15 protein-coding genes are annotated in these 14,863 nt (G+C 60.2%); 14 read left to right on the top strand and 1 reads right to left on the bottom strand.

Going from position 1 to position 14,863, the window contains the following annotated elements:
- Window positions 1–10: 10 nt before the first annotated feature.
- The 9 genes from RGV33_RS00555 to RGV33_RS00515 all read left to right on the top strand — a co-directional run bounded on the left by RGV33_RS00555 (window position 11) and on the right by RGV33_RS00515 (window position 7,627).
- The gene (locus RGV33_RS00555) at window positions 11–331 is read left to right on the top strand and encodes an NAD(P) transhydrogenase subunit alpha (protein ID WP_025854291.1); all 321 of its coding nucleotides are present in this window, start codon (window positions 11–13) and stop codon (window positions 329–331) included.
- Window positions 331–1,767: an NAD(P)(+) transhydrogenase (Re/Si-specific) subunit beta gene (locus RGV33_RS00550; protein WP_322142677.1), complete on the top strand. Its 1,437-nt coding sequence runs from the start codon at window positions 331–333 to the stop codon at window positions 1,765–1,767. The genes RGV33_RS00555 and RGV33_RS00550 overlap by 1 nt, the downstream gene beginning before the upstream one ends.
- Window positions 1,768–1,947: 180 nt before the next feature.
- Complete coding sequence (locus RGV33_RS00545) at window positions 1,948–3,441, top strand: acetyl-CoA hydrolase/transferase family protein (RefSeq protein WP_322142676.1); 1,494 nt, start codon at window positions 1,948–1,950, stop codon at window positions 3,439–3,441.
- Between the two features lie 318 nt (window positions 3,442–3,759).
- Window positions 3,760–3,975 carry a DUF1127 domain-containing protein gene (locus tag RGV33_RS00540; protein WP_048721398.1) on the top strand — a complete coding sequence of 72 codons (216 nt, stop codon included), beginning with the start codon at window positions 3,760–3,762 and terminating at the stop codon, window positions 3,973–3,975.
- Window positions 3,976–4,237: 262 nt separating this feature from the next.
- A complete protein-coding gene (locus RGV33_RS00535) occupies window positions 4,238–4,432 on the top strand; it encodes a DUF1127 domain-containing protein (protein WP_322142675.1) in 195 nt (64 codons plus the stop codon).
- Window positions 4,433–4,585: 153 nt separating this feature from the next.
- The gene (locus RGV33_RS00530) at window positions 4,586–4,906 is read left to right on the top strand and encodes a DUF2388 domain-containing protein (RefSeq protein ID WP_322142674.1); all 321 of its coding nucleotides are present in this window, start codon (window positions 4,586–4,588) and stop codon (window positions 4,904–4,906) included.
- 107 nt (window positions 4,907–5,013) lie between these two features.
- The gene (locus tag RGV33_RS00525; RefSeq protein ID WP_322148590.1) at window positions 5,014–5,322 is read left to right on the top strand and encodes a DUF2388 domain-containing protein; all 309 of its coding nucleotides are present in this window, start codon (window positions 5,014–5,016) and stop codon (window positions 5,320–5,322) included.
- A 26-nt stretch (window positions 5,323–5,348) separates the two neighbouring features.
- Window positions 5,349–5,669, top strand: coding sequence for a DUF2388 domain-containing protein (locus RGV33_RS00520; RefSeq protein ID WP_003214760.1), 321 nt, complete (start codon window positions 5,349–5,351; stop codon window positions 5,667–5,669).
- The gene (locus RGV33_RS00515; RefSeq protein WP_322142673.1) at window positions 5,666–7,627 is read left to right on the top strand and encodes a DUF4105 domain-containing protein; all 1,962 of its coding nucleotides are present in this window, start codon (window positions 5,666–5,668) and stop codon (window positions 7,625–7,627) included. Before RGV33_RS00520 ends, RGV33_RS00515 begins: the two co-directional genes overlap by 4 nt.
- Here RGV33_RS00515 and RGV33_RS00510 read toward each other — a convergent pair.
- Entirely contained in the window at window positions 7,624–8,025 is a 402-nt protein-coding gene (locus tag RGV33_RS00510; protein ID WP_322142672.1) for a GFA family protein, read from the bottom strand. The two genes, RGV33_RS00515 and RGV33_RS00510, sit on opposite strands and share 4 nt — an antisense overlap.
- Before the next feature lie 271 nt (window positions 8,026–8,296).
- Between RGV33_RS00510 and RGV33_RS00505 the strand changes: the two genes are divergently transcribed.
- The 5 genes from RGV33_RS00505 (at window position 8,297) to RGV33_RS00485 (ending at window position 14,863) form a co-directional block, all read left to right on the top strand.
- Window positions 8,297–9,604, top strand: a complete 1,308-nt coding sequence (locus tag RGV33_RS00505) for a CitMHS family transporter (protein ID WP_322142671.1) — start codon at window positions 8,297–8,299, stop codon at window positions 9,602–9,604.
- Window positions 9,605–9,668: 64 nt separating this feature from the next.
- Window positions 9,669–10,436 carry a TerC family protein gene (locus tag RGV33_RS00500; protein WP_003214768.1) on the top strand — a complete coding sequence of 256 codons (768 nt, stop codon included), beginning with the start codon at window positions 9,669–9,671 and terminating at the stop codon, window positions 10,434–10,436.
- Between the two features lie 213 nt (window positions 10,437–10,649).
- Window positions 10,650–12,308, top strand: coding sequence for a Na/Pi cotransporter family protein (locus RGV33_RS00495; protein ID WP_322142670.1), 1,659 nt, complete (start codon window positions 10,650–10,652; stop codon window positions 12,306–12,308).
- A 57-nt stretch (window positions 12,309–12,365) separates the two neighbouring features.
- Complete coding sequence (locus RGV33_RS00490; protein ID WP_322142669.1) at window positions 12,366–13,748, top strand: M16 family metallopeptidase; 1,383 nt, start codon at window positions 12,366–12,368, stop codon at window positions 13,746–13,748.
- A gap of 71 nt (window positions 13,749–13,819) precedes the next feature.
- Entirely contained in the window at window positions 13,820–14,863 is a 1,044-nt protein-coding gene (locus RGV33_RS00485) for a DUF5924 family protein (protein WP_322142668.1), read from the top strand.

The raw sequence follows: 14,863 nt of genomic DNA, 5'->3' as shown, positions 1-14,863 counted from the left end.
GATTCAGACGATGGAAGAGCTTATCTCCCCCGGTATCTACAACCTGATCATCTTCGTGCTGGCGATTTATGTCGGTTATCACGTGGTCTGGAACGTCACCCCAGCCTTGCACACCCCGCTGATGGCCGTGACCAACGCGATTTCGGCAATCGTGATCGTCGGCGCCATGCTGGCTGCCGCACTCACCGTGACGCCGCTGGGCAAGACCATGGGCACACTGGCTGTAGCCCTCGCGGCCGTCAACGTGTTCGGTGGTTTCCTGGTTACCCGCAGGATGCTTGAGATGTTCAAGAAGAAAGCGCCCAAGGTTAAAGAAGAGGTGCAGAAGTAATGAGCATGAATCTGGTTACGACGCTCTACCTGATCGCGTCGATCTGTTTTATCCAGGCTCTCAAAGGCCTCTCGCACCCCACCACTTCCCGGCGCGGCAACCTGTTCGGCATGCTCGGCATGGCGCTGGCGGTGCTTACCACCGTGGGCCTCATCTATAAGCTCGGCGCTGAACTGGCGACCGCCGGCATCGGCTACGTTATCGTCGGCCTGCTGGTCGGCGGCACCGCCGGCTCGATCATGGCCAAGCGCGTTGAAATGACCAAGATGCCGGAGTTGGTGGCATTCATGCACAGCATGATCGGCCTCGCCGCGGTGTTTATCGCCATTGCGGCAGTCGTGGAGCCGCAATCCCTGGGCATCGTCAAACACCTGGGGGATTCGATCCCCGCAGGCAACCGCCTGGAATTGTTCCTCGGCGCCGCCATCGGTGCGATTACGTTCTCCGGCTCGGTCATTGCCTTCGGCAAGTTGTCGGGCAAATACAAGTTCCGCCTGTTCCAGGGCGCACCGGTACAGTTCCGCGGCCAGCATAAACTGAACCTGGTGTTGGGCCTGTTGACGCTCGGCCTGGGCCTGGCGTTCATGTTCACCGGCAACCTCAGTGCCTTCGCATTGATGCTGGCCCTGGCGTTCGTGCTGGGTGTGCTGATCATCATCCCGATTGGCGGCGCCGACATGCCAGTGGTCGTCTCGATGCTCAACAGCTACTCCGGCTGGGCGGCGGCGGGTATCGGCTTCTCACTGAACAACTCGATGCTGATTATCGCCGGCTCGCTGGTAGGCTCAAGCGGCGCGATCCTGTCTTACATCATGTGCAAGGCGATGAACCGCTCCTTCTTCAATGTGCTGCTCGGCGGCTTTGGCAATACGGCAGACGCCGCAGGCCCGGCCGGCTCGAAAGAAGCGCGCCCGGTGAAATCCGGATCGGCTGACGACGCAACCTTCCTGCTGACCAACGCCGACACCGTGATCATCGTACCGGGCTACGGCCTGGCTGTGGCACGGGCGCAACATGCGCTGAAAGAGCTGACCGAGAAACTGACCCACCGCGGCGTCACAGTGAAGTACGCCATCCACCCGGTTGCCGGGCGGATGCCTGGCCACATGAACGTGCTGCTGGCCGAGGCAGAAGTGCCTTACGACCAGGTGTTCGAGATGGAAGACATCAACTCCGAGTTCGGCCAGGCCGACGTGGTGCTGGTGCTCGGCGCCAACGACGTGGTCAACCCGGCCGCCAAGAACGATCCCAAGTCGCCCATCGCCGGCATGCCGATCCTCGAAGCGTTCAAGGCCAAGACGATCATCGTCAACAAGCGCTCGATGGCCAGCGGCTACGCCGGCCTGGACAACGAATTGTTCTACCTGGACAAGACCATGATGGTCTTTGGTGATGCCAAGAAGGTCATCGAAGACATGGTCAAGGCCGTCGAATAAACACTGCGCCAGCGCAATACCCAAAACCCTGGCCTTTAGTAGGCTGGGGTTTTTTATTATCGGTAAAAACCCGACAAAAGGCTCTAAATCGCTGCCTGGCATTCGACCATGGTAGCGGGACGAAACTTTTTGAAATCACTAGACTGCGCATCTTGCTTTCGTAGCCCGAGATAACAATCCATGTACCGTGATCGTATCCGCTTGCCTTCGTTGTTGAACAAGGTCATGAGCGCGGCTGACGCTGCCGCACTGATCCAGGACGGCATGACCGTCGGCATGAGCGGCTTCACCCGCGCCGGTGAAGCCAAGGCCGTGCCCCACGCCTTGGCCGAACGCGCCAAGACCTCGCCGTTGAAAATCACCCTAATGACCGGCGCCAGCCTGGGCAACGACCTGGACAAGCAACTGACCGAAGCCGGCGTACTGTCGCGACGCATGCCATTCCAGGTGGACAGCACTCTGCGCAAGGCGATCAACGCCGGCGAAGTCATGTTTATCGACCAGCATTTGTCCGAGACCGTCGAGCAACTGCGCAACAACCAGCTCAAGCTGCCGGACATCGCGGTGATCGAAGCCGTGGCGATCACCGAGCAGGGCCACATTGTGCCGACCACTTCTGTGGGCAACTCCGCCAGTTTCGCGATTTTTGCCAAGCAAGTGATTGTCGAGATCAACATGGCGCACAACCCGAACCTGGAAGGTCTGCACGACATCTATATCCCGAGTTATCGCCCAACCCGCACGCCTATTCCATTGGTGGCCGTGGACGACCGTATCGGTAGCACCGCGATTCCGATACCGCCCGAGAAGATCGTCGCCATTGTCATCACCAACCAGTGCGACTCAGCCTCCACCGTCACACCGCCCGACAGCGATACCCAGTCGATTGCCAATCACCTGATCAACTTCCTTAAAGAAGAAGTCGACGCGGGGCGCATGACCAACAAGCTCGGCCCGCTGCAAGCCGGCATCGGCAACATTGCCAACGCAGTGATGTGTGGCTTGATCGATTCGCCGTTCGAAGACCTGACGATGTATTCGGAAGTACTGCAGGACTCTACATTCGACCTGATCGACGCGGGCAAGCTGAGTTTCGCCTCGGGCAGCTCGATCACGCTTTCGGAGCGGCGCAACGCCGACGTGTTTGGCAACCTGGAACGCTATAAAGAAAAACTGGTGCTGCGGCCTCAGGAAATCTCCAACCACCCGGAAGTGGTGCGTCGGCTGGGCATCATTGGTATCAACACCGCGCTGGAGTTCGACATCTACGGCAACGTCAACTCCACCCACATCTGCGGCACGCGGATGATGAACGGCATTGGCGGCTCGGGCGACTTTGCCCGCAACGCGCACCTGGCGATCTTTGTCACCAAGTCAATTGCCAAGGCGGGCGCGATTTCCAGTGTGGTGCCAATGGTCAGCCATGTGGACCATACCGAGCACGACGTTGACATTCTTGTAACCGAAGTCGGCCTGGCTGACCTTCGGGGACTGGCGCCGCGAGAGCGGGCTCGGGTCATCATCGACAACTGCGTGCACCCAGCATACCGCGACGCCCTGAGCACGTACTTCACACAAGCCTGTGCGTTGGGCGGCCACACCCCGCACATCCTGCGAGAAGCACTGAGTTGGCACATCAACCTGGAAGAAACCGGGCATATGCTGAAGGCGTAATTGATACAGATTCGGACTGATGCAAACACAGTTGCATCAGTCCGGGTTTATCGCCCTGTCTTTTTTAAAAAACTGTACTGCTGTACCGGTCATTTCCTACCGAAAAATCCTACTATCTCACCTAAAACCATTCAAAATGCACCATAAAAGTGCCGACAGGTACAGTTGCCCCAATTTCGTACAGTACAGCCCCTATAAACAGTTAACTGGCCCCTCACAATACAGGTGAACTGTATCTAGAGAGTCTTGCGCCGGAGGAGGATCATTGGCATCAGTTAAACCACTACCTAATCCCGCCACAAGCGGAAGGATGTCATCATGGAACGTACACTCAGTTCCGATCTGTTCTTCGAAGAAAAAGCTGTAAACACCCAGGCTTCCATGCCTTTGCGCGTTCTCGCCAACCTGATGTTGTGGCAGCGCCGCATCTCCAGCCGCCATCAACTGGCTCGCCTGGATTCGCGTCTGCTGGCTGATGCCGGTATCAGCGAAGCACAACGCTACGAAGAGTTGAGCAAGCCGTTCTGGCGCTAAATAGCGTCCGCTGGCCCTGACCCACCGGGTCCACTGCCAGCACTCAGAATTGTTAAGACAAAACCCGCCCCGGGTAACCGGAGGCGGGTTTTGTTGTTTCTGGGTTTGAATTTTTAAGGACGAAAACAAAAGGCATTGGTTTCTATAGGTACAGTTTAAAAAACATAACACTTGAGCAGTACAATTTAGATTTGGTGTATCTGTATCGGTAATGCTGCCCAGCCCAACATGGTGTTCCAGGACCTCATGAAAGGCTCTCGCCATGCACATTCAAATCCGCAAAAGCTCCTTGTTGATACAGCTACTGAAACGCACAGCCTCAGCGCTTGCCCACTGGGAGCAACGCGCCCGCACGCGCAAATTGCTAGCGCAACTGGATTGGAGGGAGCTGTCTGACGCAGGCATCAGTCACAGCGACCGAGTCGCTGAACTATCCAAATCGTTCTGGAGCGAGTAACACCTCAAGTAGCTATCCGAACGGATAAACGGCGGCTTAATATCCGTCTGCCACGTGGCGAACCCCTTACAACGGGCGTCTGATGCCCATGGTCCCGCTGATCAAGTAGCGGCTTTGTGCCACTTTTATTCGTTCCCCTACAGGAGTCACCCCATGTCCCGTCTTCGCCTGCTGAGCACCGCAGCCCTGCTGGCCCTGGCTGCCAATGCCAACGCCACCAGCCTGATCGTGACCACGGATTCGATCGTTGGCGCACTCAAAGCCACCTCAGACGCTACCTCCGATGCAACATCCTCCCTGCGTGACAACAAAGTCGTACGTGCCGCGCGCGACGACGCCGCCAGTTTCGTGGCCAGCGAAGGCGCCATCCGTGGCGTGAAACTGGAAAGCGCCCTGGCGCAGATTCGCCAACAGGCTCCGCAATTGAATACCGCGACTGACGCTCAGTTGGCCCAGGCGATCCTGGCCATCTAACTGCAGGTGAGGAAGATGGGGGCGCCAGGCGCTCCTTGAATCCTGCGCACTGGCTCTCGCCCGGGCATTGCGCTAGCCTTGGCACTCGTTTTCAGTTGTCGAGTCCCATGGCTTTTTCATACCGCCTGTTGATCGCTCCCATAGTGTTTTGCGCTTGTTGGTCCACGCAAGTTCTGGCTTTTGACCTGTCCACCCAGAGCCTCGTTGTCAGTGCGTATGCCACCAGCAAAGTGACCTCCGCACCGTTCGACCATAAACTGATACTGGCCGCCCAGGATGACGCTGCCGCTTTCATTGCCACTGACGGCCAATGGCGGGGAGCCCGGCTGGAATCAGCGCTGGATTATTTGCGCCGCACCCAGCCAAAACTTAACGCCAGCGACCTTGAACTGGCTCAAGCAATTCTCGTCCAATAATCATCTTTGTATTTCGGAGTCATTCCATGCGTAGCCCGCTGATCGCCGCCGCTCTCGGCCTGCTGTTGTTGGCCGGTGTTGCCCAGGCACAAACCCTGAAGGCCACCAGTAACATCATCGTCCGTGCCTCGGCGCGAACCATCGACTTCACGTCGGACACCACCACCTCCATCCGCGACTCCAAAGTGGTGCGCGAAGCCCACGACGATGCCGCAAGTTTCGTCGCCAGCAATGGCGAGATTCGTGGCGCCCAGCTGGAAGCCGCCTTCGATACCCTGCGAACCCGCGTGCCGGAAGCCCGCGACGCCAGCGACCAGGTCCTCGCCGAAGCTATCCTCTCTCTGTGAGGCGGATTGCCGCCTGGCTACTGGCCGGCACCCTGTTGCTGGGCGCCAGTGCGGCTCAGGCCAGCCTGCAACTGCGGCTCAAGACCGATGGCCTGAGCCCTGCCCAGCAGCAGGCCAGCCAGGCATTGCTGGATGAAGCGATGCAGGCGTTGCCGCCGCGCTTCATCGAGCAACTGGACCGGACCATCGACGTCGGCTGGACCGACAAGATGCCCGAGAACGCCTACGGCCAGGCCTCGCTGGTGTCCGAACTGGACCTCAACAGCAACCTGCTGGCAAGCCTCACCGACGGCAGCGCCGCGACGCAAAAAACCAACCGCCCCCACGGCACCGTGCGCCGGGAAATGCTCGCCACCGTGCTGCATGAACTGACCCACATCTACGACCGCGCCCGCTTGTGGTCCAGCGCCGACCGCAAGCTGATCCAGCGTTGCAGCCGCCAGAACAACATCACCGGCCTGATCGGCCTGCCCGATCAATGCCGTGGCCAGAATGACCGCCGCTTTACCCTCAGCGATGACCCGCGCCTGCTGGACCTTGCCGGCTGGCCGCAGTATGTCGGCCGTCGCGGCGAACGCGAGCAGAACAACCACCAGGTGGCCCGCAGCCCGGACATCTACGAAACCACCAGCCCGCTGGAGTTCGTCGCGGTCAACATGGAGTACTTCCTCCTCGACCCGAGCTACGCGTGCCGCCGGCCTTCGTTGTACCGCTATTACAAGGAACACTTTGGCTGGGCGCCGCCGGCCAAGGATACTTGCGCAAAAACCTACGCGTTCCTCAACGCCGGCAACGATTTCGCCAAGACACCGCTGGGCCAAGTCGACCCCGAGCGCGTCTACGAAATCGACTACCTGCTGGCCGAGGCCAACCAGAACCTGGTAAGCCGCTGGGGCCACAGCATGTTGCGCCTGGTGATCTGCGCGCCGGGCCGGCCACGCGGCCCGGATTGCCGGCTGGACCTGGACCAGCACCTGGTGCTGTCCTACCGCGCGTTTGTCGGCGACGTACAGCTGTCGAGCTGGGACGGCCTGATCGGCAAGTACCCGTCGCGGCTGTTCGTACTGCCGCTGTCCCAAGTCATTGATGAGTACACCAAGACCGAACTGCGCGGCCTGGCTTCGGTGCCGCTGAAACTCACGCGCCAAGAGATCAACGACACCGTCGAACACGCCGCCGAGATGCACTGGAGCTACGACGGCAATTACTTCTTCATCTCCAACAACTGCGCGGTGGAGAGCCTGAAGCTGTTACGCAGCGGCAGCGCCAACCCGCAGTTGACCGGCTTGGACAACATCACGCCCAACGGCCTGCTGGAAGTCCTCAAGGGCCGCGGCCTGGCTGATACCAGCGTGCTGGATGACAAGAAACGCGCGCTGCGCCTGGGCTATCACTTCGACTCCTTCCGCGAGCGCTACCAGGCGATGTTCGAGGTGCTGAAAAAGCGTCTACCGATCAAGCAGGCTGAAGTTGAAGATTGGTTGTCCCTGAGCGCCGCGGAACGTCGCCCATGGTTCGCCGAAGCCGACCTGCGCGCCAGCGCGGCCTTGCTGCTGCTGGAGCAGGCGAGTTTTCGCAAGCAACTCATGCTGGCCCAGGATGAGGTCAAACAACGTTACCTCGGTGCACGCGAGCTGAAGAACGGCGGCATGGAAAAGGCCAACGCTACCTTGCAGCAGATCCTCGCCAACAGCGGCTTCCTCAGTCGCCCGGCAGAACTGCTGGGCACCAGCGGTTACGGCCTGCCGCAGCCGACGGAATCCCAACGGCTGGAATCGGAAAGCGCCGCGCGCCAGAAGCAGTTGCAGTCGCTGACCGGCGATCTGGACAAAGAGGTAAGGGCGCTGCTGGAACCGTCCCGCGCAGCGGAGATTGCCGCGTGTGAGGCCAACCTCAAGCAATTGGGCGAACACCTGCGGGCGCTGCACAAGGCCTCCGGCGGGTTCGAACTGCCCTAGAGCGCTTCTTGATCCTCTTGTGGCAACTGCTCGTCCAGGTGCAACCACGGCAATCGGCTTTGTACCCAGATGTGCCGATCTGCCGGGGCCTGCTCCGGGTGATCCAGGGTCGCGATGGTCACATCGATACTCTCAGGGCTCAGGCGGGTCACCAACGCCAAGTGCGCCCCACAGTTCGAACAGAAATACCGCACGCACGTCGATGACGATTCGTACTGTGCCGGCGTTCCCTCCACCCAGGAAAACGCAGAACGCGGCAGGGTGATCCAGGCCGTCACCAGCCCACCGCTGACCCGCCGACAAATCGAACAGTGGCAATGGGCAATATCCACCAACGCCCCGCTGAACTGATAACGCACCCGGCCGCAATGGCAGCCGCCTTGGTGTTGCTCATGCATCCTCTGCCTCCCACTGGCTTATTTGTAGGACCAGTCGTCCATTCAACGTAGCCTGTTTCTTAAGCGAAAGCTGGCTGAAAGCTTCCGGGACTAGGATCGCCCACCACTACCGGCAACAGACCGGTTGTTAACAACAACAATGGTGATTCCCGATGTCCGCTCGTACCCGCCTGTTTGCCCCAACTCCACCCGTACGCCTCGTGCCTTTCGTTCTGCGCTGACCCCCAACCGGTTCGCCATTCCCTAGCCGCGCTACGCCTGGAGTATTCCTATGCTGACTTTCCTTGGCTTTGCCATGGTCATCACGTTCATGTTCCTGATCATGACCAAGCGCCTGTCTGCGCTGATCGCCCTGATCATCGTGCCGATTTTGTTCGCGCTGTTCGGCGGCTTTGCGCCGAAAATCGGCCCAATGATGCTCGAAGGCATTACCAAGCTCGCGCCGACCGGCGTGATGCTGATGTTCGCCATCCTCTACTTCGCCTTGATGATCGACTCCGGCCTGTTCGACCCGGCCGTGCGCAAGATCCTCAAATTGGTCAAGGGCGACCCGCTGAAGGTCTCGGTCGGCACTGCCGTGCTGGCCCTGGTGGTCTCCCTGGACGGTGACGGCGCCACCACCTACATGATCTGCGTGGCCGCCATGCTGCCGTTGTACAAGCGCATCGGCATGAGCCCGCGGATCATGGCCGGTCTGATCATCCTTGCTGGCGGCGTGATGAACATGACGCCATGGGGCGGCCCAACTGCCCGTGCGGCCAGTGCGCTGCATGTAGACCCGTCGGACATTTTCGTGCCGATGATCCCGGCGATGCTGGCGGGCGTGGTTGCCATCCTGGTGATCGCCTATATGTACGGCAAGCGCGAACGTGCGCGCCTCGGTGAACTGCACCTGCAGGGCGACGAAATCGACCACAGCGAAATCAGCGTTTCGCAGTACCCGGACGCCCGCCGTCCGAAGCTGATCTGGTTCAACGGCGCCCTGACGCTGGCCCTGATGTGCACCCTGATCGCCGGCCTGCTGCCGCTGCCCGTGCTGTTCATGGTGGCCTTCAGTATCGCGATGATCGTCAACTACCCGTGCCTGCAACAGCAGAAAGACCGCGTCGCCGCCCACGCTGGCAGCGTACTGGCGGTGGTCGGGTTGATCTTCGCGGCCGGCATCTTCACCGGCATCCTGTCCGGCACCGGCATGGTCGATGCGATGTCCAAGAGCCTGCTGGCAGTCATCCCTGACGCTTTGGGCCCTTACCTGGCGGTGATTACCGCGCTGGTGAGCATGCCGTTTACCTTCTTCATGTCCAACGATGCCTTCTACTACGGCGTACTGCCGGTACTGGCCGAAGCCGCCAGCCACTACGGCATCACCGCCGTGGAGATGGCCCGTGCCTCGATCGTTGGCCAACCCGTGCACTTGTTGAGCCCACTGGTTCCATCCACCTACTTGTTGGTGGCGCTGGCGGGTATCGAATTTGGCGATCACCAGCGCTTCACCCTCAAGTGGGCGGTGCTGGTGTGCCTGTGCATAATGGTCGCCGCATTGCTGATGGGGATTTTTCCGCTGTTCAGCACTCTATAATCGTACCGACTCACCGCGCGGCGCTGCAGCTGGCGCGGTTTAACACTCGCTCAAAGGAATACACATGGAATGGCTGACCAATCCGGAAATCTGGATTGCCTTCTTCACCCTGACAGCCCTGGAGATCGTCCTGGGCATCGATAACATCATCATGATTTCGATCCTGGTCAGCCGCATGCCCAAGCATATGCAGGCGCGCACCCGGATCTTCGGCCTGGCCCTGGCCATGGTCACGCGCATCCTGTTGCTGCTGTCGATCACTTGGGTGATGCGCCTCACCGACGATTTGTTCGTGGTGTTCGGCCAGGGCATTTCCGGCCGCGACCTGATCCTGTTCTTCGGTGGCCTGTTCCTGTTGTGGAAAAGCTCCCAGGAGATGTACCACGCACTGGAAGGTGAAGACGAAACCCACGACGAGCCCAAAGGCGCCGGTGGCAAGTTCATCTACACCATCATCCAGATTGCGATCATCGACATCGTGTTCTCCCTGGACTCGGTGATTACCGCGGTGGGTATGGTTTCCCACGTACCAGTAATGGTGGCCGCGATCATCGTCGCCGTGCTGGTGATGATGCTGGCCGCTGGCACCATCAGCGATTTCATCGACAAGCACCCGTCGCTGAAAATGCTGGCGCTGTCGTTCCTGCTGGTGGTGGGTACCGTGCTGATCGCCGAAGCCTTCGACGTTCATGTGCCTAAAGGCTACGTTTACTTCGCCATGGCGTTCTCCCTGGCGGTGGAAGCGGTGAACATCAAGATGCGCACGGCCATCGCGAAAAAGAAGAAACAGCAGGACCCTGTGAAACTGCGCAAGGACATTCCGGGTCAATAACCCAGACCCGCGTGTAAAAAGGGGCCTTGAGGCCCCTTTTTTTCATCTGCAAAAAGCTGATTTCATGACAGTTTTGTTTCAATCCCGACTTTAGCTATGCGATGCTGGCGCAGAGCCCATTCGCCAACTACAGCTTAAGTACAAGACGTAGAAAGGCACGCGGCACTATCCACTTGCTCCGGTTGGAGCACGACTCAATACAGGGGGCCCAGCATGCTGACCCTGCTCAATCTGCTTTCCGCGGTAACCCTGCTGATCTGGGGCACGCACATCGTCCGTACCGGCATCCTGCGGGTGTACGGCTCCAACTTGCGCCAGGTCATCGGGCAGAACATGTCCAAGCGCTGGCTGGCGTTTATCGCCGGTATCCTGGTGACGGCCATGGTGCAAAGCAGCAACGCCACGGCGATGCTGGTGACCTCGTTTGTCGGTCAGGGCCTGATGGGGCTTATGCCCGCCTTGGCCACGATGCTCGGTGCCGACGTCGGTACGGCGTTGATGGCCCGGGTATTGACCTTCGACCTTTCGTGGCTGTCGCCGCTGCTGATTTTTCTCGGGGTGATTTTCTTCCTGTCACGCAAACAGACGCGTGCCGGGCAGATGGGCCGCGTCGGGATTGGCCTGGGCCTGATCATTTTGGCGCTGCAATTGATCGTCGAGGCCGCAGGCCCGATTACCCACGCCCAAGGCGTCAAGGTCCTGTTCGGCTCACTGACCGGCGATATCCTGCTCGACGCCCTGGTCGGCGCTCTGTTCGCGATGATTTCCTACTCCAGCCTGGCCGCCGTCCTGCTGACCGCGACCCTGGCCGGTGCCGGCGTAATTGGCCTGCACGTGGCCATCGGCCTGGTGATCGGCGCCAACATCGGCAGCGGTGTGCTGGCCTTCCTCAGTACCAGCATGCAGAACGCCGCCGGGCGCCAGGTGGCCCTGGGCAGCCTGTTGTACAAGCTGATCGGCTTGCTGCTGATCATCCCCGTCCTCGATCCGCTGGTAGGGTGGATGGACACCCTGGACTACAGCGCCCAAGGCATGGTGATCACCTTTCACCTGCTCTATAACGTCACTCGCTGCCTGATCCTGCTGCCCACCATCGGCCCGATGTCCCGCTTGTGTGCCTGGCTGTTGCCGGAGCGCGAAGAGGTCAACGGCCTGGCTAAACCTCGCCATCTGGACCTCGCAGCGCTCGCCACGCCCAGCCTGGCACTGGCCAACGCCGCCCGCGAAACCCTGCGCCTGGGCGACCTGATCGACAACATGCTGACCTCGATGCTGGAAGTGCTGCGAGGCAAACAAACTGCCATCACCCAGGAAATGCGCAGCCTGAGCGACGACGTTGAAGCGCTCTACAGCGCGATCAAGCTCTACCTCGCGCAAATGCCCCGGGAAGACCTCAGCGAACAGGACAGCCGGCGCTGGGCCGAGATCATCGAACTGTCGATCAACCTGAAGCTGGCCGGCGACCTGATCGAACGGATGCTGCGCAAGGTCCAACAGCAAAAGACCTCCCAGCGCCGCTCATTTTCCGAAGTCGGCCTGGAAGAGCTCGCCGGCCTGCAAACCCAACTGATCGCCAACCTGCGCCTGGGCCTGTCGGTGTTCCTCAGCGCCGACCCCGAAAGCGCCCGGCAACTGCTGCGGGAGAAACGTCGCTTTCGCGCCCAGGAGCGTCGCCTGGCCCACGCCCACGTCAGCCGCTTGCAACGTAAAATCGTACAGAGCCTGGAGACCAGTTCCCTGCACTTGGAGCTGATTGCCGACATGAAGCGCCTCAACTCGCTGTTCTGCAGCAGCGCTTATGTGGTGCTGGAAACCACCGACACCGGCGCGCTCTCGGTGGACGATATCGCCGACATCACCCATTCGCCCTGAACGTAAGATGGCGAGTGAAGTCAGTTAACAAGGACCTCACTCGCCAGGAAGCTTGTTATGCGTCGCCTGTTATTCGCCTGCCTGCTCATGGGCTCGGCACAAACCTTTGCCTTTGACCGCCTGCAAGTCGAGGGCTATACATTGCCCAACGGCCTGCAATTGCTGCTCAAGCCGGGCACCGAACGCGGCCACGTGGCCATTCGCCTGGTGGTGGGTGTAGGCCTGGATGACTTCAGTTGCGAAGACAAAGAGCTGCCGCACCTGCTGGAACACCTGCTGTTCAGCGGCATCGACGGCGGCGGCGAAGGTGAGCTGGAAGAGCGCATGCAAGCCCTCGGTGGTGACTGGAACGCCTACACCAGCAACGCCGACACCACCTTCGTCATCGAGGCCCCGGCGCAAAACCAGCGCAAGGTGCTCGACCTGCTGCTGGCCATTGTTACCCGCACGCAACTGACCGACGCCAACATCAACGCCGCCAAACAGGTGGTGGAGCGCGAAGACGGCGGCCATTACTCGCACCTGCAACGCCTGCTGGACCGCCAGGACCTCGGCCACAAGGCCAGCAGCCAGCTTGCGGTGGAGCTGGGCCTCAAATGCGCCGAACGGGCCGACGTTGACCACCTGACCCGCGACCAGCTGGAAAAGCTGCGCAAGGCCTGGTACGCCCCCAACAACATGACGCTGATCATCGTCGGCGACCTCGACAAACTGTTGCCGGCCTACCTCGAACGCACCTATGGCGCGCTTGATCCAGTAGACCCCAGCGAACATCGCCCCCTCCCGGACATCCAACACGCCGCCGCCATCCACCGTGACCTGATCCACGGCTGGGTCGGTGACAACGCCAAGCTGCACTGGCTGTTCCCCGAGCCGGTACTGGACGACCAGTACGATGAAACCTTCGACCTGCTCAAGGACTACCTGGACTGGGCGCTGTACCGCCAACTGCGGTTGCAGCACGGTTTGTCCTACGGCCCATGGAGCGAGCGCGAAGTGCTCGGCGGGGTCGGTTTCATGAGCCTCAACGCCGACCTTGAGCGCGACAACCTGCCCGAAGCCGAGCAAGTGCTGCAAACCCTCAAGGCCCAATTGCTCCAGGACGGCCTCGACCCAACCACCTTTGCTCGCCTGCAACAAGCCGCCATCGCCCGCCAAGCCTGGGCGGTACAGGGTAACAGCGCGCTGGCCGACTATTACTGGAGCGCCTCGGGCGACTACGCCAAGGGCCGCTTCAGCGACCCGGCCAAGCGTATCAAGGCCGTCAGCCTGGAGCAGGCCAACCAGGCCATGCGCGAGCTGTTCAAGCAGAACGGCTACTGGCGCATCGAGAAACCATTGTTCAGTTACGACAGCCTCTACTGGATCGCTGCTGGCGCGCTGGGACTGATTGCGATTGTGTTGCTCGGCGTGTGGCGTTATCGCAAAGGGATTGCGTAATGAGGCCCCGAGAAAACAGCTAAAACGTTATTCTGTCTGGGATTTTTCCTACAAAGACTGTGAACAACCGAATGCCTATCCTGACCCACACCATCCAGCGCATCCTCGAGCTGATGAAGCGCTACCCAGGGGTGATTGCACTCGGCGGTTTCATCTCGGGTGTGTGCAGCTTTATCCTGGTGGACCGCCAGCAAGGCATGGCCAGCTGGATCGCGGTGATCATGCTGGTGAGCTGGTTATGGCTGATGCTCGAAAACAGCTTCACCCAGCTGTTCAGCAAAATCTTCAAACGGGAAATCCCCGAACCGCTGCTGCGCTACGCCACGCAGATGATCCACCAGGAAAGCCTGTTTTTTGTCCTGCCATTCTTTTTTGTCACCACCACCTGGAACAGCGGCCAGTCGATTTTTACCGGCCTGTTGGGCGCGGCAGCGCTCGTCTCTATCACCGATCCGCTGTACTACAAGTGGCTGGCGCCCAAGCGCTCGCTGTTTCTGGCGCTGCACACCCTGACCCTGTTCGCGGCCCTGTTGACCGCCCTGCCGATCATCCTGCATCTGACCACCGCCGAGAGTTACAAGCTGGCCCTCGGCGTCGCGATGGCGTTGTCGATCCCGAGCCTGGCCGTCAGCCTGCCGTTGCGCAGCATCAAGGGTTGGGCCATGTTACTCGGAGTGACCGCCGCGATTGGTTGCGCCGGCTGGTTCCTGCGCAGTTGGGTGCCGCCCGCGACGCTGTGGATGACCGAAGTGGCCATAAGCACCCAACTGCAGGACCGTACGCCCGGCGATGACCTGAAAGAAGTCAGCGCCACCCAACTGCGCAGCAGCGGGTTGTATGCCTACACCGCGATCAACGCACCGCGTGGGCTGGATGAACGGATCTACCACGTGTGGAAATTCAACGGCAAGGAAGTCGACCGCATCGCTCTGGACATTCACGGCGGGCGCAAGGAAGGTTATCGCGCCTGGACCCACAAGCAGAACTTCCCCGCCGACTCGGTGGGACGCTGGCAGGTACGCGTGCTGACCGAGGATGGCCAAGTGATCGGCGTGTTGCGCTTCAAGGTGACTGATCCCGGTCAGGGCACCACAACGCCGGACGCGCCAAAGTAG

Source organism: Pseudomonas sp. Bout1 (assembly GCF_034314165.1).
Taxonomy (GTDB): Bacteria; Pseudomonadota; Gammaproteobacteria; order Pseudomonadales; family Pseudomonadaceae; genus Aquipseudomonas.
Note: the sequence above shows the minus strand (reverse complement) of the source record. Positions and strands in the feature narration are given on the sequence as shown.

What these genes read in the sequence shown, in the direction of transcription:
- RGV33_RS00555 (WP_025854291.1), top strand. Translation starts at nt 11, where the DNA reads ATGGAAGAGCTTATCTCCCCCGGTATCTACAACCTGATCATCTTCGTG.
- RGV33_RS00550 (WP_322142677.1), top strand. Translation starts at nt 331, where the DNA reads ATGAGCATGAATCTGGTTACGACGCTCTACCTGATCGCGTCGATCTGT.
- RGV33_RS00545 (WP_322142676.1), top strand. Translation starts at nt 1,948, where the DNA reads ATGTACCGTGATCGTATCCGCTTGCCTTCGTTGTTGAACAAGGTCATG.
- RGV33_RS00540 (WP_048721398.1), top strand. Translation starts at nt 3,760, where the DNA reads ATGGAACGTACACTCAGTTCCGATCTGTTCTTCGAAGAAAAAGCTGTA.
- RGV33_RS00535 (WP_322142675.1), top strand. Translation starts at nt 4,238, where the DNA reads ATGCACATTCAAATCCGCAAAAGCTCCTTGTTGATACAGCTACTGAAA.
- RGV33_RS00530 (WP_322142674.1), top strand. Translation starts at nt 4,586, where the DNA reads ATGTCCCGTCTTCGCCTGCTGAGCACCGCAGCCCTGCTGGCCCTGGCT.
- RGV33_RS00525 (WP_322148590.1), top strand. Translation starts at nt 5,014, where the DNA reads ATGGCTTTTTCATACCGCCTGTTGATCGCTCCCATAGTGTTTTGCGCT.
- RGV33_RS00520 (WP_003214760.1), top strand. Translation starts at nt 5,349, where the DNA reads ATGCGTAGCCCGCTGATCGCCGCCGCTCTCGGCCTGCTGTTGTTGGCC.
- RGV33_RS00510 (WP_322142672.1), bottom strand. Translation starts at nt 8,025, where the DNA reads ATGCATGAGCAACACCAAGGCGGCTGCCATTGCGGCCGGGTGCGTTAT.
- RGV33_RS00505 (WP_322142671.1), top strand. Translation starts at nt 8,297, where the DNA reads ATGCTGACTTTCCTTGGCTTTGCCATGGTCATCACGTTCATGTTCCTG.
- RGV33_RS00500 (WP_003214768.1), top strand. Translation starts at nt 9,669, where the DNA reads ATGGAATGGCTGACCAATCCGGAAATCTGGATTGCCTTCTTCACCCTG.
- RGV33_RS00495 (WP_322142670.1), top strand. Translation starts at nt 10,650, where the DNA reads ATGCTGACCCTGCTCAATCTGCTTTCCGCGGTAACCCTGCTGATCTGG.
- RGV33_RS00490 (WP_322142669.1), top strand. Translation starts at nt 12,366, where the DNA reads ATGCGTCGCCTGTTATTCGCCTGCCTGCTCATGGGCTCGGCACAAACC.
- RGV33_RS00485 (WP_322142668.1), top strand. Translation starts at nt 13,820, where the DNA reads ATGCCTATCCTGACCCACACCATCCAGCGCATCCTCGAGCTGATGAAG.